The sequence below is a fragment of the Cellulosimicrobium sp. BMG9.23 genome, from assembly GCF_059159985.1.
Window position 1 is genome coordinate 1 of the sequence record NZ_JBZGBZ010000014.1, and the last position, 22,079, is coordinate 22,079.

22 protein-coding genes and 1 pseudogene are annotated in these 22,079 nt (G+C 72.9%); 8 read left to right on the forward strand and 15 right to left on the reverse strand.

Going from position 1 to position 22,079, the window contains the following annotated elements:
- The 4 genes and pseudogenes from AC4H2G_RS20760 to AC4H2G_RS20775 form a co-directional block, all read right to left on the reverse strand.
- A pseudogene (locus tag AC4H2G_RS20760) lies at positions 1 to 322 on the reverse strand (hypothetical protein); the annotation flags it as partial.
- Positions 323 to 443: 121 nt separating this feature from the next.
- Positions 444 to 1,079, reverse strand: coding sequence for a Fic family protein (locus AC4H2G_RS20765; RefSeq protein WP_494367637.1), 636 nt, complete (start codon positions 1,077 to 1,079; stop codon positions 444 to 446).
- The gene (locus tag AC4H2G_RS20770; RefSeq protein WP_494367638.1) at positions 1,076 to 1,252 is read right to left on the reverse strand and encodes a hypothetical protein; all 177 of its coding nucleotides are present in this window, start codon (positions 1,250 to 1,252) and stop codon (positions 1,076 to 1,078) included. The genes AC4H2G_RS20765 and AC4H2G_RS20770 overlap by 4 nt, the downstream gene beginning before the upstream one ends.
- A gap of 298 nt (positions 1,253 to 1,550) precedes the next feature.
- Positions 1,551 to 3,017, reverse strand: coding sequence for a glutamate-cysteine ligase family protein (locus tag AC4H2G_RS20775; protein WP_494367639.1), 1,467 nt, complete (start codon positions 3,015 to 3,017; stop codon positions 1,551 to 1,553).
- Between the two features lie 1,057 nt (positions 3,018 to 4,074).
- Here AC4H2G_RS20775 and AC4H2G_RS20780 point away from each other — a divergent pair.
- Complete coding sequence (locus AC4H2G_RS20780) at positions 4,075 to 6,795, forward strand: right-handed parallel beta-helix repeat-containing protein (RefSeq protein ID WP_494367640.1); 2,721 nt, start codon at positions 4,075 to 4,077, stop codon at positions 6,793 to 6,795.
- 149 nt (positions 6,796 to 6,944) lie between these two features.
- Here AC4H2G_RS20780 and AC4H2G_RS20785 read toward each other — a convergent pair whose 3' ends face one another.
- The 4 genes from AC4H2G_RS20785 to AC4H2G_RS20800 all read right to left on the reverse strand — a co-directional run bounded on the left by AC4H2G_RS20785 (position 6,945) and on the right by AC4H2G_RS20800 (position 9,527).
- On the reverse strand, positions 6,945 to 7,544 hold the full coding sequence (locus AC4H2G_RS20785) for a hypothetical protein (protein WP_494367641.1): 600 nt from the start codon (positions 7,542 to 7,544) through the stop codon (positions 6,945 to 6,947).
- Positions 7,545 to 7,577: 33 nt separating this feature from the next.
- The gene (locus AC4H2G_RS20790; protein ID WP_494367642.1) at positions 7,578 to 7,787 is read right to left on the reverse strand and encodes a hypothetical protein; all 210 of its coding nucleotides are present in this window, start codon (positions 7,785 to 7,787) and stop codon (positions 7,578 to 7,580) included.
- Positions 7,788 to 7,811: 24 nt separating this feature from the next.
- On the reverse strand, positions 7,812 to 9,077 hold the full coding sequence (locus AC4H2G_RS20795; RefSeq protein ID WP_494367643.1) for a glycosyltransferase: 1,266 nt from the start codon (positions 9,075 to 9,077) through the stop codon (positions 7,812 to 7,814).
- Between the two features lie 84 nt (positions 9,078 to 9,161).
- Positions 9,162 to 9,527, reverse strand: coding sequence for a hypothetical protein (locus tag AC4H2G_RS20800; RefSeq protein ID WP_494367644.1), 366 nt, complete (start codon positions 9,525 to 9,527; stop codon positions 9,162 to 9,164).
- A gap of 181 nt (positions 9,528 to 9,708) precedes the next feature.
- On the opposite strand from AC4H2G_RS20800, the gene AC4H2G_RS20805 reads away from it, so the two are divergent.
- The 4 genes from AC4H2G_RS20805 to AC4H2G_RS20820 all read left to right on the forward strand — a co-directional run bounded on the left by AC4H2G_RS20805 (position 9,709) and on the right by AC4H2G_RS20820 (position 13,115).
- Complete coding sequence (locus AC4H2G_RS20805; RefSeq protein ID WP_494367645.1) at positions 9,709 to 10,365, forward strand: DUF4142 domain-containing protein; 657 nt, start codon at positions 9,709 to 9,711, stop codon at positions 10,363 to 10,365.
- Positions 10,362 to 11,060 (forward strand): class F sortase, encoded by a 699-nt coding sequence (locus AC4H2G_RS20810; RefSeq protein WP_494367646.1) that lies wholly within the window; start codon positions 10,362 to 10,364, stop codon positions 11,058 to 11,060. The genes AC4H2G_RS20805 and AC4H2G_RS20810 overlap by 4 nt, the downstream gene beginning before the upstream one ends.
- A 262-nt stretch (positions 11,061 to 11,322) precedes the next feature.
- Positions 11,323 to 11,697: a PadR family transcriptional regulator gene (locus AC4H2G_RS20815; protein WP_494367647.1), complete on the forward strand. Its 375-nt coding sequence runs from the start codon at positions 11,323 to 11,325 to the stop codon at positions 11,695 to 11,697.
- The gene (locus AC4H2G_RS20820; RefSeq protein WP_494367648.1) at positions 11,697 to 13,115 is read left to right on the forward strand and encodes a permease prefix domain 1-containing protein; all 1,419 of its coding nucleotides are present in this window, start codon (positions 11,697 to 11,699) and stop codon (positions 13,113 to 13,115) included. Before AC4H2G_RS20815 ends, AC4H2G_RS20820 begins: the two co-directional genes overlap by 1 nt.
- A 121-nt stretch (positions 13,116 to 13,236) precedes the next feature.
- Here the strand turns inward: AC4H2G_RS20820 and AC4H2G_RS20825 are convergent, their stop codons facing one another.
- The 3 genes from AC4H2G_RS20825 to AC4H2G_RS20835 all read right to left on the reverse strand — a co-directional run bounded on the left by AC4H2G_RS20825 (position 13,237) and on the right by AC4H2G_RS20835 (position 16,447).
- Positions 13,237 to 14,058, reverse strand: a complete 822-nt coding sequence (locus AC4H2G_RS20825) for an ABC transporter ATP-binding protein (protein WP_494367681.1) — start codon at positions 14,056 to 14,058, stop codon at positions 13,237 to 13,239.
- Between the two features lie 140 nt (positions 14,059 to 14,198).
- A complete protein-coding gene (fepG, locus tag AC4H2G_RS20830; RefSeq protein ID WP_494367649.1) occupies positions 14,199 to 15,302 on the reverse strand; it encodes an iron-enterobactin ABC transporter permease in 1,104 nt (367 codons plus the stop codon).
- Complete coding sequence (locus AC4H2G_RS20835; RefSeq protein ID WP_494367650.1) at positions 15,299 to 16,447, reverse strand: iron chelate uptake ABC transporter family permease subunit; 1,149 nt, start codon at positions 16,445 to 16,447, stop codon at positions 15,299 to 15,301. The genes fepG and AC4H2G_RS20835 overlap by 4 nt, the downstream gene beginning before the upstream one ends.
- Before the next feature lie 168 nt (positions 16,448 to 16,615).
- Here AC4H2G_RS20835 and idi point away from each other — a divergent pair, with 168 nt between their 5' ends.
- On the forward strand, positions 16,616 to 17,203 hold the full coding sequence (gene idi / locus AC4H2G_RS20840) for an isopentenyl-diphosphate Delta-isomerase (protein WP_494367651.1): 588 nt from the start codon (positions 16,616 to 16,618) through the stop codon (positions 17,201 to 17,203).
- Between the two features lie 26 nt (positions 17,204 to 17,229).
- On the opposite strand, the gene AC4H2G_RS20845 is transcribed toward idi, so the two are convergent.
- Genes AC4H2G_RS20845 through AC4H2G_RS20860 form a run of 4 tightly spaced genes read right to left on the reverse strand, consistent with a single transcriptional unit; the run spans position 17,230 to position 20,622 of the window.
- Positions 17,230 to 17,979 (reverse strand): hypothetical protein, encoded by a 750-nt coding sequence (locus AC4H2G_RS20845; protein ID WP_494367652.1) that lies wholly within the window; start codon positions 17,977 to 17,979, stop codon positions 17,230 to 17,232.
- Positions 17,979 to 18,776 carry a hypothetical protein gene (locus tag AC4H2G_RS20850; RefSeq protein ID WP_494367653.1) on the reverse strand — a complete coding sequence of 266 codons (798 nt, stop codon included), beginning with the start codon at positions 18,774 to 18,776 and terminating at the stop codon, positions 17,979 to 17,981. Before AC4H2G_RS20850 ends, AC4H2G_RS20845 begins: the two co-directional genes overlap by 1 nt.
- Positions 18,773 to 19,594 carry a hypothetical protein gene (locus tag AC4H2G_RS20855; protein WP_494367654.1) on the reverse strand — a complete coding sequence of 274 codons (822 nt, stop codon included), beginning with the start codon at positions 19,592 to 19,594 and terminating at the stop codon, positions 18,773 to 18,775. The genes AC4H2G_RS20850 and AC4H2G_RS20855 overlap by 4 nt, the downstream gene beginning before the upstream one ends.
- Positions 19,595 to 19,608: 14 nt before the next feature.
- Positions 19,609 to 20,622 carry a WXG100 family type VII secretion target gene (locus AC4H2G_RS20860; protein ID WP_494367655.1) on the reverse strand — a complete coding sequence of 338 codons (1,014 nt, stop codon included), beginning with the start codon at positions 20,620 to 20,622 and terminating at the stop codon, positions 19,609 to 19,611.
- 180 nt (positions 20,623 to 20,802) lie between these two features.
- On the opposite strand from AC4H2G_RS20860, the gene AC4H2G_RS20865 reads away from it, so the two are divergent.
- The gene (locus AC4H2G_RS20865; RefSeq protein ID WP_494367656.1) at positions 20,803 to 21,624 is read left to right on the forward strand and encodes a class I SAM-dependent methyltransferase; all 822 of its coding nucleotides are present in this window, start codon (positions 20,803 to 20,805) and stop codon (positions 21,622 to 21,624) included.
- Positions 21,624 to 21,932, forward strand: a complete 309-nt coding sequence (locus tag AC4H2G_RS20870; protein ID WP_494367657.1) for a hypothetical protein — start codon at positions 21,624 to 21,626, stop codon at positions 21,930 to 21,932. The genes AC4H2G_RS20865 and AC4H2G_RS20870 overlap by 1 nt, the downstream gene beginning before the upstream one ends.
- The last annotated feature ends 147 nt before the right edge of the window (positions 21,933 to 22,079 follow it).

The following is a 22,079-nucleotide window of genomic DNA, read 5'->3' on the forward strand; positions in this document are numbered from 1 at the left end:
GGTTGGCATCGGTGAAGCGGATGTGTGCGTTGAAGGTCTCGGCGTAGGTGCGCCTGTTGTAGGAGATCGCCCAGGCTGTCGATTGCCAGGGCAAGGTCTGGCGGTCGCGCTCGTGGGTGGTGTCCGCGACGGTGACGGTGATTCCGCAGTCGGCAGGGGGTGGTGGCTCGGCACGTCGTGGTGGGCCGGTGTGTGCCCAGACGCAGCGTTGCGGGGTGGTTGTTCGGACAGCATGGCGGGCGTGTGGGAAGAACCGGTAGGGCTCGCGCGCGTCGAAGATCGCGCGCGCTCGGGCCTGGCCGGCCGAGACTGGAGCGGGCATGGCCAGGATTCTTCGTACAAGATGTCCCGCTTCGCGGCCGATGGAGGCTCTGATGTGCGCCGGCTTCCAGATTCGCTTCGACTCATGCGCGACGTCGCGCATATCCGGCATTCGGTGGAGTTCAGTCCTTCTCGACCGCGACCAGGTCAACCAGGTCCGCGAGCTCACTGGGGTCGTGAGCCTGGTCGAATCGGCGCAATGCCGGGATGTAGAGCGTCTTGTCCAGGTCCCAGTCGAGCACGACCGCTGGCTCGTCGTCGGGCGTCGCCGCGAGTAGGACGAGGTCGGCCAGTAGGCGGGTGGACCTGCCGTTGCCGTCGACGAAAGGGTGGATCCGCACGGCCTCAGCGTGCGTTGCCATCGCCAGCTGTTTGGCGGTCCAGTCTGAGGTGTGCTCCCAGCGGTACAGCAGGTCCTCGAGCGTGGAACGAAGCTCGACGGCGATCATCACGGGGTCGATGCCGATGCTGAGTTCGCGCTGACGGTACAGGCCCGCCCAGGTCCAGACGTTCTCGTAGAGGCGAGCGTGCAGGTCCCGGAGCGTCCAGTCGGTCAGCAGGTCGGTCAGAGGGAGCTCGCCCGCCGCGGCGCGCACCACTAATGCTTCGCGCACCGCGTCCTCGTACGCCTGCTCCAACTCGTAGACCGAGGCCTTTGTCAGCGGGTCGCCGATTGCCTCGGCGACGTCCGGCAGGAGGGCATCCAGCTCCTCGAAGTCGAGCGGGGTGCTGCCGTAGTCCGGGTCGAGCCCGGTCACTTCGTCCGCGCGGGGCGCGCGGCGACGTAGCGGCCCGTGACCGCGGAGCGCGTCGTGGACTTGACGACGCGACCTTCGAGCTTCGCCGACGCTCTCGTCGAGCGAACGGCTGCCCGTGCGGCGTCGCTCGCACTGATCTTCTTGGCCACCTGACCCACCTCCATCACGGTCATCTCCCAGGATAGCGCCGCGCCCTCGACCAACCGGCCGACGCAGTAGGTAAGGACTCATGACGGCGGCTTGAAGGTGTGCCTAGATGGCCGATCTGGGTGTGCCTGGCACCGGTGCCGTACCCCCGGACGTGCTGGTCAGGGTGTTTCCGGAACCACCCACGTGACGAGGGTTTCGACTTCCGAGTCGGAAAGACCTTCGGAAAGTCCCGGTCAGGTGATCCTGGCCGGGACTTTCTGCGTTCGGATGGCGGTCCCGGACTCGCACCGCGAGCACCCCGACTCACCGGGTTCCGACCTCTCAATCCCAGGTGTGTACCGGCTCGTTGGTGTGCATCCGCTCGCGGTAGTCCCGCAGGGTCTCCCGGAGGGCGTCGTAGCGAGGCTTTCCCCGGCGTGCCGCGTGCATCCGTCGCACGAACCACTCGGCGCCGTTCACACCGGTGAGGCAACGCTGCTCGATGATGCCGAGCAGGCGGTCGGTCTCCGTGGTCGAGGCTCCCCACGCGGCCAGCCCGTCGCGCGCCATCGGGAGGAGCCGGCGCAGCACCAGCTCGGTGGCGGGGACCTGCCCGAGCCCCGGCCAGTAGACATGGGCGTCGATCCCCCGCCGGGCGGCGACGTGGAAGTTCTCCTCAGCCGCGCTGAACGACATCTGCGACCACAGCGGGCGCGCACTGTCGGCGAGCGCCCGCACCAGGCCGAAGTAGAAGGCGGCGTTCGCCATCGTGTCCGCGACGGTCGGTCCGGCCGGGAGCAGCCGGTTCTCGACTCGTAGGTGCGGGATCCCGTGGGCGATGTCGTACACCGGACGGTTCCAGCGGTAGATCGTGCCGTTGTGCAGCCGGAGCTCGGGCAGGGTCGGGGTGTCGCCGCGCTCGAGGACCTCGAGCGGGTCCTCCGGGTCGGTCACCGGGAGCAGCGCCGGAAAGAACCGCACGTTCTCTTCGAAGAGGTCGAACACGGAGTTGATCCAGCGCTCGCCGAACCACACCCGCGGTCGGACGCCCTGCGCCTTGAGCTCGTCGCTGCGGGTGTCGGTCGCCTGCTCGAACAACGGGATCCGGGTCTCGCGCCACAGCTCCTTGCCGAGCAGGTACGGCGAGTTCGCGCCCAGCGCCACCTGCACCGACGCGATCGCCTGGGAGGCGTTCCAGTACTCCGCGAACTGGTCGGGTGCGGTCTGCACATGCAGCTGGGTGCTCGTGCACGCTGCCTCGGGCACGATCGAGTCGGTGGTCGTCCGCAGCCGCTCGGTACCGTCGATCGCAATGGTGATGTCCTCGCCGCGGGCGTTGAGGATCTGCTCGCTGAGCAACGTGTAGCGCGGGTTGTCGCTCAACGAGCCCGGGCTCATGTGCCCCTCGTCAAGGGTCGGCAGGATGCCGATCATCACCATGTGCGCGCCGACCCGCGCCGACTTCGCCTCGGCGTTGTTGAGGCTGCGGCGCAGCTTGTCCTCGAACGCGGTCAGCCCACCCTCACGGATCTTCGCCGGCGGTATGTTGATCTCGATGTTGAACTGGCCCAGCTCGGTCTGGAAGTCAGGGTCGGCAATGGCCTCGAGCGCCTCGGCGTTCTGCAGCGCGGGGTCGTCGGCGTCGTCCACGAGGTTGAGCTCGACCTCGAGGCCTGTCATCGGATCGTCGGTGTCGAACCGGGCCTCACGCAGCATCCGGGCGAACACGTCGAGGTTGCGGCGCACCTTCTCCCGGTGGCGCGTGCGGTCGGCGCGGGAGAACTCCTGGGCCTTCACCTCTTCGCCCATGACGTGTCCTCAGCCCAGTTCCCTGGGGTCACCGGAGGCCGTGGTCGCGACGAGAGTGCGGGTCATGCCTGCCTCCTCGGGTGTCGACGTAGCGCGTCCCCGAACGATGACACGACGTGGTCCCGGTCGCACGCGGCCCCGGCCAGCCCGGACGTGGACAACCGGGACGCTCTGCGGGTGAGCGGCACGCGGTGGGACCGGCGCGCGGCCGTCGCTCACGCGAGAGACAACGCGAACGACAGCGTGAAGCCGGCGGCGGTGCTCAGCGCGACGACCGGGCCGCCCTGCTCGTAGGCCTCGGGCATGAGCGTGTCGGCGAGCGAGGCGAGCACGGCCCCGGCGGCGAACGCCAGGGGCAGCGAGATCGTCTCGCCCGACGCGGTGGAGAGCGGTCCCGCGCCGGACCTCGTCCAGGGTCACCGCAGCGAGAAGCGCGAGCCCGGCGGCGCCGCGCGTCGACGCCGACGTCGGCGGGAGCTCCTGCGACGCGGCGTCGAGGTCGAGCTTGTCGCTCCCCTCGTCGTCCGGTCCGGTGCGCGATCCGGCCCGGGCCGCGGCGTCCAGACGTGCGCTGAGGAGCGTGAAGACGAGTGCTCCGGCGGCGAGACCGAGGACCGCGCGGCCGAGACCGCCACGCTCGTACGACCCAGCACGAGCGCGCTCGAGGCGATCACGCCGAACAGCACCGCTTCGGCCACAAGATCACTGAAGCGGAACCGCCCTCAGCCCGCATCTCAGCACCGTCGCGCGTGCCGGACGGGAAACTCGGCCTTGCGCATGAGAAACCGGTCTCCTACGATCGAGAAACCGGTTACCCGTCCTCCTCCGGGTCTCCATGGGTGTGCCCGCTCCGACGGCGGAGCGGGCACGGCCCGGGACCACGTGCTCGTCGAGGAGGCGTGAGAGGGAGCTCGACGGACGTCCGCACCGGAGCGGACGACGTCGGTATCGGAGCGCTCGGGTCAGCCAGACCCGGCAGCGGAGCACCACAGCACCAAGAGCACGAACAGCTCGAACAGCACTGCCCCGAATTTCGATGACGAAAGGTGAGGCAACGATGAGACGACCAGTCGCACGACGACTCGTCGCGGCAGGTGCCGCGATGTCCCTGGCCGCAGCCATGGGCGTGACAGCCCTGGCGACGACGGCCACGGCGGCCGTGACCGGCAGCCCGACGGGCTACGCGACCCAGAACGGGGGGACCACCGGCGGTGCCGGCGGGCAGACCGTCCGGGCCACGACGGGGACGCAGATCCACGCGGCCCTGTGCAACCGGGCCAGCGACGACACCCCGATCACGATCCAGGTCGAGGGCACGATCAACCACGGCAACACGGCGAAGGTCTCGGGCGACAGCTGCAACACCGCAGCCGGCGTCATCGAGCTCAAGCAGATCAGCAACGTCACGATCGTCGGCGTGGGCAGCGGTGCCACGTTCGACCAGCTCGGCATCCACATCCGCGAGGCCGAGAACATCATCATCCAGAACGTCACGGTCAAGAACGTCAAGAAGTCGGGCTCCCCGACCTCCAACGGCGGCGACGCGATCGGCATGGAGAGCGGCGTCCGCAACGTGTGGGTCGACCACGTCACGCTCGAGGCGTCGGGCGGCGAGTCCGAGGGCTTCGACGGCCTCTTCGACATGAAGGGCGGCGTCCAGTACGTGACGCTGTCCTACAGCATCCTGCGCAACTCCGGCCGTGGTGGCCTCATCGGCTCGAGCGAGAGCGACACCTCGAACGGGTTCGTGACGTTCCACCACAACAAGTACGAGAACCTCGACTCGCGCACCCCGCTGCTGCGCGGGGGGATCGCGCACATCTACAACAACCACTACGTCCAGCTCAACGAGTCGGGCATCAACTCGCGCGCCGGCGCGAAGGCGAAGGTGGAGAACAACTACTTCGAGGACTCGAAGGACGTCCTCGGGACGTTCTACACGGACCAGAAGGGCACGTGGCAGGTCGCGGGCAACGTCTTCGACAACATCACGTGGTCCGAGCCGGAGGGTGACATCCAGCCCGCCGGGCCGAACCCGACGTCCACGACGAGCGTCTCCATCCCCTACTCGTACACGATGGACGGCGCGAGCTGCGTCCCCGCCCTCGTGAACCAGACGGCCGGTGCGAACAAGGGCCTGAAGGTCTCCGACGGCTCGTGCACGCCGCAGACGCCGGACCCCACGGACCCGCCGGACCCTGACCCCACGGACCCGCCGGACCCGGACCCGACCGACCCGCCGGACCCTGACCCCACGGATCCGCCGGAGCCGACCGCCGAGACGATCTACGTCGCGCCGAACGGCAGCGCGTCCGCCGCGGGCACGCTCTCCGCGCCGACGACGCTCCCGGTCGCGATCGACCGCGTCGCCTCGGGTGGCGAGATCTTCCTGCGGGGCGGCACGTACAACCTGTCGCAGACCGTCACGATCGAGCCGGGCAACGACGGCACGTCGGGCAACCGCACGCTGCTGTCCGCCTACCCGGGCGAGAAGCCGGTGCTGAACTTCTCGGCGCAGGCCGAGGATCCCGCCAACCGGGGCCTCGCGATCGGCGGCGACTGGTGGCACGTCTACGGGATCGTCGTCGAGCACGCCGGTGACAACGGCATCCTCCTCGGCGGCAACAACAACGTCATCGAGCGGGTCGTGACGCGCCACAACAACGACACGGGCCTGCAGCTCTCGCGCCTCGTGGCCGGCGCGCCGGCGAGCGAGTGGCCGTCGAACAATCTCGTCGTGTCCAGCGAGTCGCACGACAACGTCGACTCCGACGGTGAGGACGCGGACGGCTTCGCGGCCAAGCTCACGTCCGGTCCGGGCAACGTGTTCCGCAACACCGTCGCGCACCACAACATCGACGACGGCTGGGACCTGTACACCAAGACCGACACCGGCCCGATCGGCGCAGTGACGATCGAGAGCTCGCTCGCCTTCGGGAACGGCACGCTGTCCAACGGCGGCCAGGCCGGCAACGGCGACCGCAACGGCTTCAAGCTCGGCGGCGAGGACATCAAGGTGAACCACGTCGTGCGGAACTCGTTCGCCGTGGACAACGGCAAGCACGGCTTCACCTACAACTCCAACCCCGGCTCGATCACCATGAGCGGGAACGTGGCCGTCGGCAACGAGGAGCGCAACTTCAGCTTCGACGCCGGCACGCACCGCTACAGCGGCAACGTGTCGTGCGACTCCGGGTCGAACGACAAGACGGTCGGCACGGACGCCGGTGGCAACTCGTTCTACAACGGGTCGAACGGCTCCGCGTGCGGGGCGTACGACGGCGCGCTCGGCTGGTCGTTCGCGTCCGACGGCTCGCTCCGGGTCACCTTCGGTGGCGAGAGCCCCGACCCGACCGACCCGCCGGACCCGGACCCCACGGACCCGCCGGACCCTGACCCGACCGACCCGCCGTCGGGCACGAACCTGAGCATCGGCGCGGGCGCGGACGGGTCGAGCAAGGCCAGCGGCACGAGCTACGGGAACGCGATCGACGGTGACGCCAGCACCTACTGGTCGCCGAGCGGATCCACGGGCACGGTCTCGGTCAAGTGGGGCACGGCGAAGACCGTGTCGTCGGTCGTCATCCGCACGGCCTCGGGCGGCGGCACGCTCGGCGCCTGGCGGCTCGTGGACAACGACACGGGTGCGGTCCTCAAGACCGGCTCGGGCGCGGGGACGGCCGCGTTCCCGGCGACGTCGACGAAGAAGATCAACCTCGTGATCACGAGCGCGTCGGGCACGCCGCGCATCGCCGAGCTCGAGACCTACACCGGGTAGCCGGTCAGGTCGTCCTGCGGAGGGGCGGGGTCGTGGGCCGTTCCGGTCCACCGGCCTCGCCCTTCCGCACGTCCGGTCCCCGCGCGAGGGTCCGTGCGGCGACGGGCGATCAGCGTGGGCCTCCGGGTGCCCGACGGCGCCCGTGCGGCTCAGGCGAGCGCGCGCGCCCCGGTCGGGGCGAACGTGAGCGCCGGCACCGACGAGACCCCGTGGATGCCGGGACGGTGCCGCGCCGCGTACTCCTTGAGGTCGCCGCGGAAGACGACCTCGCCCGGAAGGTCCAGCAGCATCTGCGGGCGCACCTGCCAGCGAGCGACCCCGAGGTCGCACACGCCCGCACCGTGGAGCACGTGGTAGACGAACTCGGAGCACACGAAGCGCGTGTCGTCCTCCGACCCGCGCCCGGTCAGCACGCTGACGAGCCCGGTCTTCTTGTACGAGTAGGCGTGCGAATCCAGGAGGAACTCGCTGATGCGGGCGCAGATCACCGCGTGCTGGTCCGGCGTGACCGGGATCTCGAGCACCAGCCCGGGCACGACGTCCATGCCGCGGTAGAGGCCGTCGTCGAGCCGTTCGCGCTTGAAGCACCCCACGAACGGGTTGTTCGCGCGCCGTCGCGCGAAGCTGAACATGAGGTCGAGCCCGGGGTCCAGAGCGAGGGAGGCGTGCGTGAACTCGTCGCGCGTCGCCAGGGCGATCGTCCGGGACAGGACGGTGCGGCTCCGCGACAGCACGAGGTAGATGTTCACGCCGCAGACACTACGTCGAATCCGGACATACATCTACCACATGATCCGCCTGGACGTGCGTGGGCGACGGACAGGAGGTATAAGCGCCTTCCGGACGCCTGCGCGGTACGTCCTCACGACGCCGCGAACGGGTCGGGCCGTGAGCGTGTACTTCGTCTGGAGGTACTCGTGGATGCCCTCGGCGCCGCCCTCGCGGTCGACCGTGAGGCGTTCACCCGTCGAGGGCTCGTCGACGCTCAGCACGGCACCCTCCGCGGCGCCGCGCCGCTATTGCCGGGCGGTGAGGTCCTCGAGCTCCGCTACGAGCGTGCTGTGCTCGGCGTCGTGGCGGATCGCGGTCCCGAGCGCTGCCGCGGCGCGCGCGTAGCCGGGGTCGTCGAGCACGCGACGCACGGACCGTGCGATGCGGTCGGCGGACGAGCGTCGCGAGATCGCGACGCCCGCGCCGCGCAGCGTGACACGCACCGCGTTGTCGGCCTGGTCGCGGCCGTGCGGGAGCACGACGACGGGGCACTCCGCCGCGAGAGCCTTGAGCAGCGTGCCGTGCCCGCCGTGCGTGACGACGAGCGCGGCGTCGGGCAGGATCGCGTGGTGCGCCGCAGACGCGACGACGACCACGTTCGCCGCACCCGGGACCGCGTCGGGCGCCAGGCTCTGCCCGGTCGTGACGATCCCCCGCACGGGCAGCGTCGCGAGCGCGTCGACGATGCGACCGAGCAGCGCGGCCTGGTCCTGGAACGTCGAGGACAGCGCGACGAGGACGAGCGGGTCGTCGCCGGGCGGAGGGGCCCACGGGGCGTCGTCGGCCCATGCTGGGTCGTCGAGCACGGGCCCGACGTACCGCGCGTTCGCCGGGAGCGGGCCGGGCAGATCGAACGCCGGGCTCGTCATGACGAGGTGGCGGCGCGCGGCGCTCATCTGCTCCCACGAGTGCGTCAGTGGGCCGAGGCCCAGGCCGGCGCGGAGCCCGTTCATCCCGGCGAGCGTGTACCGGTCGAACACGCGCGACGACAGGCTCGTCATGGCGCGGTCGCGGGAGCGTCCGAGGGGTCCGTGCGCGGGCTTCAGCCCTGCGCCGAAGGGCGTGCGGCCCGGCGCGGGCAGGGCGTAGACGTTGGGGATCAGCACGTCGAACGGGATGCCGCGGGACTCGGCCGCGACCATCGCGCCGAACGTGAAGACCGACGTGACGACGAGGTCGGGGCGCTCGCGGTCGATCTCGTCGAGGACGTCGCGCGCGACCGCAGGAGCCGGCCCGGTGATCACCACCTCGCCCATGTCCCGGGCCTGCGCGAGGAGGCCCCGCGCCTCCCAGTCCTTGAGCGGGTCGTTCGCGGGGTCGCGGTCGGGGCGGTTCGGCGCCCGGCGCCACGGGACGGAGATCGCGCCTGTCGCCCGCACCTCGGGCGCCATCGAGTCCTCGTGGAGCACGCGCACCCGGTGCCCGCGCTCCACGAGACGACGCACGGCCCCCAGCTCGGGCGGGACCGTCCCGCCGCCGTCGGTCAGGGCGAAGAGGTAGGTGTGCGGCATCGCCGTCCCGTCGGGTGCTCCGTGCGGCCATCGACGGAAGAGGGCGCCGTCGTCCTCACGATACGTGCCGGCCCTGCGAACCGCTCAACCGACGAGGTGCGAGCCCGGCACGGAGAGCCGCACCACGTCGTCGTCCACGCCGGCGACCTCGTCCGACGCGGCGTAGCGGTTGCCGGCGAGGAACCCCTTGGCGTCGATCCGCAGATAGCCGAGCCGGCGCAGCCGCTCCCGGTCGGCGTCCGCCAGGCCGTCCCCCGTCGTCACGGCGTCGACGACGGCGCCGATCAGCCCGTCGTGGGCCCCACGGTCCTCGGTACCGGGCGTGACGGCCCCCGGGTCGCCCATGCGGACGTCCTCGACCGTGCCGACGTCGTCGCCGGCGCTGTCCACGACCCGCATCCCCGGGTGGATCTCCGCGATCGGTCCAGGGTTGCTCGTCGGCACGCTCATCGTGTCTCCTCTGCTCACCGTCGGGCACCGGGGGCCCGCGTCCCACCACCCTGTCGGGCCTCGCAGCGCACGCAACCCGGCGACGGTTCTCCCCGACGTGCGTGCCGCGGCGTCGTTTCCCACGATGGGACGACGGCTCGAGCAGGCGGGCCCCGCACCCCCGCCGCACGAGGAGCACACCATGACCCATCTTCGTCGCACCACCGTCGTCATCGCCGCCGCCGTCGGAGCCGTCGCGCTCGCCGCCGGACCTGCCGCCGCTGCACCGTCCGACCAGGACCAGCAGTGGATGGCCTCCGCCCACCAGGGCAACCTTGCCGAGATCGCCGCCGGAGAGGCAGCGGTCGCCCAGGCGACCACGGAGGACGTCCGCCACCACGGGCGGATGCTGATCGACGACCACACCGCGCTCGACGCCGACCTCACGGCGCTCGCGTCCGAGCTGGGCGTCACGCTGCCCGACGCGCCGACCGCGGAGCAGCAGGCCACCCTCGAGTCCGTGAAGAGCCAGACGGGCGAGGCGTTCGACACCGCGTGGGTCGAGTCACAGATCACCGGCCACCGCCAGACGATCGCCGCCGGTGAGCAGGAGATCGCGGAGGGATCGGAGCAGTCGGTCAAGGACGCGGCGGCCGCGGCCGCACCTGTCGTGCAGAAGCACCTCGACGGTCTGCTCGCGAGCGCGCAGGAGCTCGGCATCCCATCGTCCGTGCCTGCCGGCACGGGCGGTGACGCGGCCACCGGGCCGCAGCCGCTCGGGCTGGCGCTCCTCGCCGTCGGCGCCGTCGCCGTCGTGACGGCCGGCCTCGTCGTCGCCCGCCGTCGGCAGACCACGTGACGGCGGCCCGCCGACGACCCGGTCGCTGGCGGGCCCCCCTCGTCCTCGGAGGCGGCGGGGCGTGCGCGATCGCGGTCGGCGTCGCGCTCGTCCTGCAGCCTCCCGAGCTGCGCGTCCCGGACGCCGGCACCGGGGTGCCGGCCGTCCGCGCGGCGCCGCTGACGGTTGCGCCGTCGGCACCGGCGTCCGATCCGACGCCCTCGCCGGGTCCGGTGCCGCCGTTCCCGAGCGGGGTCGCCGTCTCGCCCCCAATCCACCTGGACGTCCTCGCTGCGGACGTCTCGGCCGAGGTGGTGCCGGTCGGTGTGCTGCCCGACGGCGCGCTCGACCTCCCGCCCGACCCGCGCGTCGTCGGCTGGTGGTCGAGCGGCGCGGTGCCAGGGGCGCCGTCGGGCAGCGTCGTCCTGGCGGCGCACGTCGACGCCTCGGGCGCGCGGACGGGGCCCATGCTGCGCCTCGTCGAGGCGCCGACGGGGACGAAGGTCCAGGTCGCCGTCGCGGACGGGCACGTCACCACGTACGAGATCGTGGAGCGTCGCTCGTACCCGAAGACGCAGGGCCTGCCGCGCGAGCTGTACCGCGCCGACGGCCCGCACCGCCTCGTGCTGATCACGTGCGGCGGGGTGTTCGACACCCGGAGCGGGCACTACGGCGACAACGTCGTCCTGGTCGCGACGGAGGTGGGCGGGGCGTAGCGCCCGGCGTTGGGAACCGGTCGCGGGAGCGACCCGCGGGCGACCGGGTGCGGCAGCGCCGCGCGGTCGTTCGCTCGGTCCCATGGTCGACGACGCTCTCACCGGCTGGCTGCTCGACGCCGACCCGGCGCTGCCGACCGCGGCTGACGGCCGCTGACGGTCCCGGACGAGCCGCAGCACCCTCGGACCGCTACCCCTAGGTCTGTTAGGCTCCAAAGCCCTAGCAGTTCTAGGTACGTTCTCAGGACACAGGAGGCGCCCCGTGCGCATCGACAAGGACCTGGTCGCGGCGTCGGCCACCCCGCTCGTGCTCGGCATCCTCGCGGAGGGCGAGTCGTACGGGTACGCGATCCTCAAGCGCGTCGGCGAGCTCTCCGACGGCCGCATGCAGTGGACCGACGGCATGCTCTACCCGCTGCTGCACCGGCTCGAGCGCCTGGGTCACGTGGAGGCGTCGTGGGGCGTGTCCGACGTCGGTCGCCGCCGCAAGCACTACGCGATCACCGCCTCGGGCCGCGCGGCGCTCGCGGAGCGCCAGGACCAGTGGGTCGTCGTCGCCGAGGCGCTCCAGCGTGTGTGGCAGTCGGCGCAGCCCGACCCCGCGCACCCGCCGCGCCTCGCGGAGGGATGGGCCTGATGGCGCACGGGACAGCCGGGACAGCCGGGACTGCCGGGTCGGCCGGGTCGGCCGGGTCGGCCGCCGCCGGGGCGCACGCCGAGCTGGAGGCCCAGATCGACCAGTGGCGCGGCTACGTGCAGCGGCGCGAGGCCATCTCGTCGGCGGACGTCGACGAGATGGAGGACCACCTGCGCGAGCGCGTCGAGGACCTGCGCGCCACCGGCCTCGACGACGAGGAGGCCTTCCTCGTCGCCGTGAAGCGCATGGGCGACCTCGACGCCGTCTCGCGCGAGTTCGCGCGCGAGCACTCCGACCGGCTGTGGAAGCAGCTCGTCCTCGTGCGCGAGGACCCCGCGGGCGGGGCAGACGGGTCACGGTCGTGGCGCGAGCTCGCCGTCGTCCTCGCGCTCGCCGTGGGGGCCGGGATCGCCGTCAAGACGGCGACGTGGCTCGTCGATGACGAGTGGGTGCTGCTGCGCAACGTCGGCCTGCTCGTGTTCCCGTTCCTCGCGGGCTACTTCGCGTGGAAGCGCCGGCTCACGTGGCAGGTCGGCCTCACGCTGCTCGTGCCGTTCGTCGTGCTGGCCCTCGTGCTCAACGCGTACCCGTTCGTCCCGGGCGGGTCCACGGAGATCATCGCGGCGATCCACACCCCCGTGGTCCTGTGGGCGCTCGTGGGCGTCGCGTACATCGGCGGACGATGGCGGTCCGACGCGCGCCGCATGGACTTCGCCCGGTTTACGGGCGAGCTCGCGGTCTACTTCACGCTCCTCGCGCTCGGCGGCGGCGTGCTGGTCGGCCTGACGGCCGGGGTGTTCTCGCTCGCCGACGTCGACCTCGAGCCGTACCTCGAGGACTGGATCTTTCCCTTCTGCGTGCCCGGCGCGCTCGTCGTCGCGGCGTGGCTCGTCGAGGCCAAGCAGAACGTCGTCGAGAACATCGCGCCGGTCCTGACCCGCGTGTTCACGCCGCTGACGGTCGTCATGCTCGTCGCGCTGTTCGCCGTGCTCGCCACGTCGGGGAACCTCGCCGACGTCGACCGCGAGCTGCTCATCCTCATGAACGCGATCCTCGTGCTCGTCGTGTGCCTGCTGCTGTACTCGGTCTCGGCCCGGGACCCGCTCGCGCCGCCGACCGTCTTCGACGGGCTGCAGCTCGCGCTCGTCGTGGGGGCGCTCGCGGTCGACGCGATCGCGCTCACGGCGATGCTCACGCGGATCGCCGAGTTCGGCGTCAGCCCCAACAAGGCCGTCGCGCTCGGGCTCAACCTCCTGCTGCTCGTCCACCTCGTCGGGTCGGCCGTGCTCATGGTCCGGTTCCTGCGGCACCGGCCGTTCGACGCGCTCGTGCACTGGCAGACCCGGTTCCTGCCGGTCTACGCGGTGTGGGCGGCCGCCGTCGTGATCCTGGTCCCGCCGGTGTTCGGCTTCGTCTGAGCGGGGAACCTCGCCCGCCGAACCCCGGTTTGTGTGTCGATCGAGCCCGTGATGGAGGCACAACCCGGGGTTCGGCACGCCACCCAAGCCGCCCTTGTGCTGGACCTGGCGGCGGGCGTCGTCAGGCCCGGCGCGGCCGCGCCTCCGGGACGACGAGCGGCGTGCCGGTGACCGGGTCGTCGATGATGCGGCACGGCAGCCCGAAGACCTCCTCGACGAGCGCGGCCGTCACGACGTCGCCCGGCGCACCCTCGGCGACGACGGCGCCGTCCTTCATCGCGATGAGGTGCGTCGCGTACCGGCACGCGTGATTGAGGTCGTGCAGCACCGCGACGAGCGTGTTGCCGCGGTCGCGGTTGAGGTCGGCGCACAGCTCGAGCAGCTCTACCTGGTGCGCGATGTCGAGGAACGTCGTCGGCTCGTCGAGCAGCAGGATCGGGGTCTCCTGCGCGAGGACCATCGCGACCCAGACGCGTTGCCGCTGCCCGCCCGACAGCTCGTCGACGAGCCGGCCCGAGAGGTCGGTGACGCCCGTGGCGGCCATCGCCTCGACGACCGCGGCCTCGTCCTCGCGCGACCACTGCCGCAGGAGCTTCTGGTGCGGGTACCGCCCGCGCGCGACGAGATCCGCGACGGTGATGCCCTCGGGCGCGATCGACGTCTGCGGCAGCAGGCCGAGGCGGCGCGCGACCTCCTTCGCCGGGATCGACGAGATGGCGCGGCCGTCGAGCACGACCTGCCCCCGGGACGGCTTGAGCAGGCGGGACAGCGCGCGCAGGAGCGTCGACTTGCCGCACGCGTTCGGGCCGACGATCACCGTGAACGACCCGTCGGGGATCGTCACGTCGAGGTCCGTGGAGATGACGCGGTCGTCGTAGCCGAGCGTGACGCCGTCGGCGTGCAGGCGGTCGGCCGGCAAGACCTCCGTGCCGCCCGGGCCCACCGCGTCCCGTTCCGTGCCCGACGGCGCGTCCTCGGTCCCGGGGACGGCGTCGCCCAGGGTGCCGGTCAGGTCGGCGGAGGTCGTGGCGCTCACGGGCGTCCTTCCACGTCGGGGGATCTGTGGGGAGAGCGGACGGCGGCTCATCGGCGGGCCTCCCGCACGAGGAGCCACACGAGGTACGCGCCGCCGACGCTCACGGTGACCACGCCGACGGGGAGCTGCGTGGGCGCGAACGCGCGCTGCGCGACGAGGTCGCTCGCGGCGAGCAGGACGGCGCCCATCGCCGCGGCGGGCAGGATGCGGACGCCCGCGCTGCCCGTGAGGCGGCGCGCGAGCTGCGGCGCGGCGAGCGCGACGAACGCGATCGGGCCGGCGGCGGCGGTGGCGAGCGCGGTGAGGGCGACGCCCAGGAGGACCAGGGCGAGGCGCACCCGCTCGCCGCGCAGACCGAGCGCCGTCGCGGCGTCGTCGCCGAGCTCGAGCATCGCCATGCGCGGGGCGAGCCACACGAGCGGGAGGGCGATGATGACGGCGAGCACGCACGCGGGTGCGGCCTGCGCCCAGGTGGTCCCGTTGAGCGACCCCGCGCCCCAGACGGCGGCGGCCATCGCGGTCTCGAGGTCTGCCTTGAGGATGAGCCACGTGTTGAGCGACGCGAGCATCGCCGACACCGCGATCCCGACGATGATGAGCCGGAAGCCCTGGACCCCGCGCCGGTACGCGAGCACGTAGACCACGGCGGCGGTGGCGATCCCGCCGAGCAGCGCGCCGCCCGCCACGGAGGTGTACCCGCTGCCGAGCACGGTCATGACGACGAGCGCGCCCGTGTACGCGCCCGTGTTGAAGCCGATGATGTCGGGGCTACCCAGGGGGTTGCGCGTGAGCGACTGGAAGATCGCGCCGCTCGCCCCGAGGCACGCCCCGAGGACGAGCGCCAGGAGCGCGCGCGGGAGGCGCCACTCGACGACGACCATCTGCACGGGGCCGTCCGCGCCGCCCACGAGCGCACCGAGCACCTGCGGGACGGTCAGCGGGTAGTCGCCCGTCATGAGCGCGACGACCCCGATGGCGAGCGCGACGACCAGGAGACCCAGGCACACGGCGATCGTGCGCAGGTCGAGCCGCTGGCTCAGGCGGCCGCCGAACCCGCGCACGACGCGGGTCGGGCGTCCGAAGTCGACGCGCGCGCCGTCGTCGGGCGGGACCGCCGATCCCCGGCCCCGGACCGGCGCCGGGGCGCTCACAGCCCGCTCGCCTTCGTGCGGCGCACGAGCACGATGAGCACGGGGGCGCCGACGAACGCGGTGATGACGCCGACCTGGATCTCACCGGGGATCGCGATGACACGCCCGATGACGTCGGACACGAGGAGGAGGACCGGGGCGAGCACCGCGGAGTACGGGATGATCCACCGCTGGTCGGGGCCGACCGTCCAGCGCGCGACGTGCGGGACCATGAGCCCGACGAACGCGATGGGCCCCGCCACGGCCGTCGCGGCGCCGCACAGGAGCGTCACGGAGATGCCGACGAGCACGCGCGTGCGGCCGACGTGCGCGCCGAGCGAGCTGGCGAGGTCGTCGCCGAGCGCGACGGCGTTGAGCGGCCGCGCGACGAGGAGCGCGAGCACCAGGCCGACGAACACGAACGGCGCGATCGTCCCCGCCATCTCCATCGTGCGGCCCGCGAGCGAGCCCGCGGTCCAGAACCGCATGCGGTCGAACACGGCGGGGTCGAGGAGCATGATCCCCTGCGAGATCCCGCCGAGCACGGCCGCGAGCGCGACACCGGCGAGCGTGAGCCGCACCGGCGTCGCTCCCCCGCGCCCCTGCGAGCCGATCGCGTACACCGCGACCGTCGCGAGGATCGCGCCGAGGAACGCGAACCAGATGAACGACGAGATGTCCGTGATCCCCAGGAGCGCGACCGCGAGCACGACGACGAACGCGGCGCCGGCGTTCACGCCGAGGATCCCCGGGTCGGCGAGCGGGTTGCGCGTCATCGCCTGGATCAGTGCTCCCGAGACGCCGAGCGCGGCGCCCACGAGGAGCCCGACGACCGTGCGCGGCAGACGCAGGTCGCGCACGATCACGTGGTCCGCCGACCCGTCGTACGCGGTGAGCGCGTCCCACACCGTCGCGGTCGGGACGGCCTTGGACCCGACGACGAGGCTGAGCACGACGGCGCCGACGAGGACGACGAGCGCGACGAGCAGACCGGCCCCGCGGGCGGCGTCGCTCCGGGCGAGTCCTGGCGCAGGGCGGTCGTCGGGGGCGTACGACGTCACGTGAGGTGCGGCGTCGGGTGCGGCGTCGGGTGCGGCGTCGACCGTGCCGGACGCGGCGCGCGGCGCGGGGACGCGCGGCGGACGGGTGTCGGCGGACGGAGACATGCGGCTCTCAGGATCTGCTCGGCGGAACCGGGCCGGCTGGCCACCCGGTCGCACCCTCAGGACGAAGGTCAGGCTCACCTTATTTCACCGACCGGGGCTCTCGGCAAACCGCCTGACGGCAGGCTCGCCGTCTCCGGACGTCCGGCCCCGGTGTGCGAGAGTGACGGCATGACCCGTCACGTCCCCGTCGCCGCCGACCACGTCGTCACCGTGGACGACGAGGGCCGCCGCACCGGAACCTTCGAGCGCTCCGCCGTCCACACCACCGAGACCCCCCTCCACCTGGCGTTCTCCTGCTACGTGCTCGACGACTCCGGCCGCCTCCTGCTCACGCGCCGCGCGCTCGCGAAGCGCACGTGGCCGGGTGTGTGGACCAACTCGTTCTGCGGTCACCCCCGCTGGACGGAGACCACCGAGGAGTCGATCACCCGTCACGCGCAGCACGAGCTCGGGCTGCGGGTCACCGACCTCGAGGTCTCCGTGCCCGGGTTCCGGTACCGCGCGGTCGACGCGTCAGGGGTCGTCGAGAACGAGATCTGCCCCGTCTACACCGCGCGTGCGGCGGGCGGCGTCGAGCCGAACCCGGACGAGGTCATGGAGATCGCCTGGGCCGACCCGCGCGACGTCGTGCGTGCCGTGGACGCCACGCCGTGGGCGTTCAGCCCGTGGATGGTGCTGCAGGTCGCGGCGCTGCGGGCGGCGCCCGGTGCGGGCGCGGGCCCGACGGCGCAGCTCGCCACCGCGCTCGTCGGCTGACCGCCGCGGGTCAGGAGCGACGGAGGTCAGGAGCGACGGAGCGGGGCGCGGCGGAAGCGCTCGGGGATGCCGAGGTGGTCCGCGTCCGCGACGGTGGACCGCAGGGGCCGCGGCGGGAGCGCGTGGGTGGTCACGCCGTCGGCGCCCGGGACGCGTGCGTCGAGCATCGCCGCGGCGAGCGCGTGGACGAGGCGCGCCTGGCAGGACGTGCGGCGCGTCGAGAAGACCCAGAGGTCGTACCCAGGGGCGCTCGCCAGGTCGACGGCGTGACCCTGCGCCCAGGCGTGGCGCGCGACCTGCGGTGAGACGGCCATGAACGTGACGGGTCGACGCGACCACAGGACGGTGCGTGACGCGCCGGAGACCCCGCGGTCCGCGAGCAGGAGGCCCAGCGTGCGCTGGTTCGCCACCACGGCCGACACGGTCCGGGCGTCGAGGCCGGTGAACGGGACGACGCAGGGGCGCAAGAACGGCGCGAACGAGCCGATGACGATCCCCCGGTCCAGCACGAGCAGCTTCTCGGAGCCCATGAACCACAGGCCGACCCCTGTCACGACGGCCCACACACCGGCGAGGACGGCGGCCCCGACCAGGTCGCCGTCGGCGAGGCCGCCGCCGGCCACGAACAGCCCGAAGCCGACGACGACGACCCACCCCGGCACGTTCGGCGTCGCAGCCTCCACGTGGCGCAGACGGCCGAGCCGCGACGCGTGGGCCCAGTGGCGCACCTTGCGCGTCGCCCGGTCCCCGGACGCCGCGACCTGCGGACCTGCCACTACCGCCCGCGCTGCTGGAGGCCGGGCAGCTGGGTGGACGCGTCCTCGGGCTTGCCCGACAGGACGGTCGGCGGCAGCGCGCGTGCCACGATGCCGTCGGCGCCCGGCGCGCCGGCCGCGTGCAGGGCGCCGGCGAGGGCGTGGACGAGGCGGTCGGGGCGGCCGCGCGTCGCGAACCACCAGAGCGTCCCGCCGCGGACGGTGCGCTCGGAGACGTCGAGCGCCCCCGCTACGCGTGCACGGTGACGGCGCGCGACGATCGCCGGGGGGCCCACGAAGACGACCGCGTACCGGGACCACAGCGCGCCGCGGCCCGTCGACGCGAGGCCCTGGCTCGCCGTCATGCGCCCGAGGCGCACGAACTTGTCCACGGCCCCGACGGACCATGCGTCGATCTCCGCGAACGGGACGACGTACGGGCGCAGGAACGGTGCGAACGACCCGATGACGATCCCCCGCTCGAGCACGAGCAGCTTCTCCGACCCGATGAACCACAGGATGACCGCGGCGATCGCGACCCACGCGGGCGCGACCGCGAGCGCATCGACCACGTCACCGTTGCCGAGCACGACGCCCACCGTGAACGCGAGGATGACGACCGCCGTGACGACATACGCGCGCAGCGGGGGCGTGTTCGCCTCGACATGCCGCAGCGCGCCCAGCTCGGGGTACCGGGCGACGGTCGCGCGCACCTTGCGGGTCGCGCGGTCGCCCGTCGGTCGCGGAGGTCCGGCGCTGCCGGGCCCGTACGAGTCGGGGCCGGGTGCGCCGGGACCGGGTCCGTACGGGGCGCTCATGCGGTGACCAGCGTCCCGGGGAGCGCGACGAGCGTGCCCGCTCCGGCCTCGGCGAGCGTGTACGACGACGGGGCGCCGGACGCGTCGTGCTCGGTGCCGCGCAGCACGAACACGCCGTCGGGGCCGGCGTAGACCGTGACGGTGACGAGCTGCTCCGAGCCGGCGTGGACGGCGCTGAGCGTCGTCGCGGCGCGGGCTGTCGCGAGCCCCGGGACGTCGGCAGCGCCCGCACGCAGGGTGGCGGCGTCGAGCGCGCGCTCGCGGCCGTCGAGCACGGCCGAGCGCTCGGGGTCGAGGAACGGTGCGAGGCGTTCACCGAGATGGTCGAGCGCGTACACGACGAACGAGTGGTGACCGCTGCGCGACACCTCCTCCTCGAGCACGCGGCCGTCCTCGTGGACGTAGCAGAACACCCAGTGTCGGCCGCCGGAGGTCACGCGCTCGGCCGAGAGGATCGACTGCGCGGTCCGGCGCAGGACGAGCGGTCCCGTCACCTCGGGCACCGCCTCGATCGAGACGTCCGCGCCGCCGTCGGTCGAGCCCGAGCCCGTCCCTGTGCCCGGGTCCGTGCCGGTGCCGGCGCCCGGGGTGACGAGCCCGCGGGCGAGGAGCGAGCGCAGCGCGACCCGGCCGACGAGCGAGCGGTCCGCATCCTCCTGCGCCTCGAGCCACGGCGTCGGCACGATCTGCGCGTTCTGGAGCCCGTCCAGGACCACGACCTCCTCGTCCGTGAGGACGCCGATCACCGTCGCCTCGCCGGGCACGACCCGCGCGAGGGTCCCCTCGGCGGCCGCGATGTCGCTGGTGGACCAGCGCATGGTCGTCTGCTCGGTCACGAGAAGAGCCCTCCGACGAAGTCACCGGCGGCGGAGAGCCCGTCGCCGACCGCGTCCCCGACGTCGGACGCGACGTCCCCGATGGTATCCGCGGCGTCGCCCGCGAAGTCGGACACGGCGTTCCAGCCGTCGGCGAGATACGGGCCCGGGTCGGACACGAAGCCCGAGATCGCGTCCCAGTTGTCGACCACGAGGTTGCCGAGCGCCCACGCGCCGGCGACGACACCGGCCCCGACGACGATGCCCACGCCGACCGGGCCCAGCAGCGGCGCCGCGCCGAGCATGAGCCCGATGGTGCCCGCACCGCTGACCACGGACAGCCCGCCCATGACCCGGTCGACGCCGCCGCGCACGCCGTCGTACTGCGTGTTGAACATCTGCTGCATCCCGCCGTAGATGCTGAACGCGCCGCCCACGCCTCCCGCCAGCCGACCCGCCGTGCCGAGCCGCGCGAGCAGGCCCTCGGCGTCCGCGAAGACCATGTTGCGTGCGAAGACCGAGGCGCTCGCCGCGGCGTCGGACACGTCCGCGAGGCGGCTGGCCTGGAGGAACCCGTTCAGCGCGGTCCCCACCTTCCAGCCCTTCCAGCCGTCCATGAGCAGCCCCACGCCCGCGGTGCCGACGCCGAGCACGTCCCAGATCGTCCCGTTCGTGCCCGGGCCGCCGAGCGGGCCGGCGGGGCCGCCCGGCGAGCCGGGACCGCCCGGGGACGGGACGCCCGGCGACGCGATGGAGCCGCCCTCGGTGCTCGCGTCGTGCTGCTGCTGCGCGTTGCGGAGCACGGCCTGCGACGCGTCCGCGAGCGTCTGGCTCACGCCGCGCAGGAGCGCCATCGACGTCCCCGACCACTCGCTGCGGAACTGCGCCGCGTCGTCCCCCTGCCAGCTCGTGGAGGACTCGACGAGCGAGGACACCTGGGCCGTCGTCGACGTCAGCTGCTCCGACGCGGACTGCAACGACTGCGCGAGGTTGCGCAGCTGGTTGACGTCGGCTCCCCAGAATCCGCTCACGTCGTCCGTCCTTCCTGGCCCGCCGTGCCGGACGGCACGCGCCCCGGGAGGCTACCCCGCGACGTCGGCCCACGGCGACGGGGAGAGGTCCCCATCCCATCCCCGTCGCGCGGGGGTCGCGTGGGGTACGTCTCGCGCCGCCTCCGGGCACCTCCCAGGTGCGCGGGGCACAATCGCAGCATGTCCGACGCGGTCCCCGAGCGCCCTGCCCCACCCGCCCGCGACGCGTCCTTCGAGGCCCACGTCGAGTGGGCCCGTTCCGTGCCCGTGGCCGGGTTCGACCTGTCCCCGGTGGCCGGACGGGTCGTCGAGGAGCCTCTCCCGTGGGACTACCCCGCGCTCGCGCGCGAGCTCGTGGCGGGCGGCCGCGGGCCCGTCCTCGACCTCGGTACCGGGGGCGGCGAGGTGCTCTCGGCGCTCGGGCCGTTCCCCGCCGGGTCGGCCGCGACCGAGGGCTGGGCGCCGAACCTGCCGGTGGCGCGCCGTCGGCTCGCGCCGCTGGGCGTGGAGGTCCGCGCCGTCGAGGCCGGCGAGGACCAGGTCCTGCCGTTCTTCGACGGCCAGTTCGCCGTCGTCCTGGACCGCCACGAGGAGTTCGACCCGGACGAGGTGCGTCGGGTCCTGGAACCCGGCGGCGTGTTCCTCACGCAGCAGGTCGACACGCGCGACGGGATCCGCCTGTGCGCGGCGCTCGGCGTCGACCTCCCCTGGGACCCCGACTCGGTGACGCTCGACGGCGCGGTCGAGGTGCTGCGCGACGCGGGTCTCGTGGTCGACGTCGCGCGCGAGCACGAGGGTCTGCGGCGGTTCCGGGACCTCGGGTCCCTGCTCTGGTACCTGCGCGTCGTCGCGTGGCAGGTCCCCGAGCTCGCGAGCCTGTCACCCGCGGCGGTCGCCCGGTTCGAGGCGCCCCTGCGTGCGCTGCACCTGCACTTCGCGGCAGGTCACGAGTTCGTCGACGAGGCGCCGCGGTTCCTCGTCGTCGCGCGGAGCCCGTACTGATGCGCGGCCCGCGCTTCGTCGGTGACACCGCGCAGGCGCGGGCGTTCGCCGGGGTCCTCTCGGTGGCTGCCCTGCTGCCGCTGCTCGTGTCCGGGTTCGTCGCGCTCACCTGGCAGCGCGCCCAGGCCGAGGGGTGGAGCGAAAACCCGCGGGTCCCGCACGCGGACGACCCGTTCCCGTGGTGGTGGGTCGTGATCGGCGTCGTGGCGAGCGCCGTCGTGGCGCGGGCCGCGGTGCGCCAGTGGCGCCGCTACGGCGCGCTGCGCGCGGACGACCGCGCGAGACAGGAGCGCGGGTCGGCCGCGTGACGGGTCCGTGCGGGCACGGAAAGGCCCGCGGGCTGGAGAGGTGACCTCCCCTGTCGTGCTGGACGAGGGCACGACGCCCGCGGGCCCCGGTGGTCGCGTGGTACTCGCTCGCCGTCGGGAACCTCCCGTCGGGAGGTCCCGCCCGGT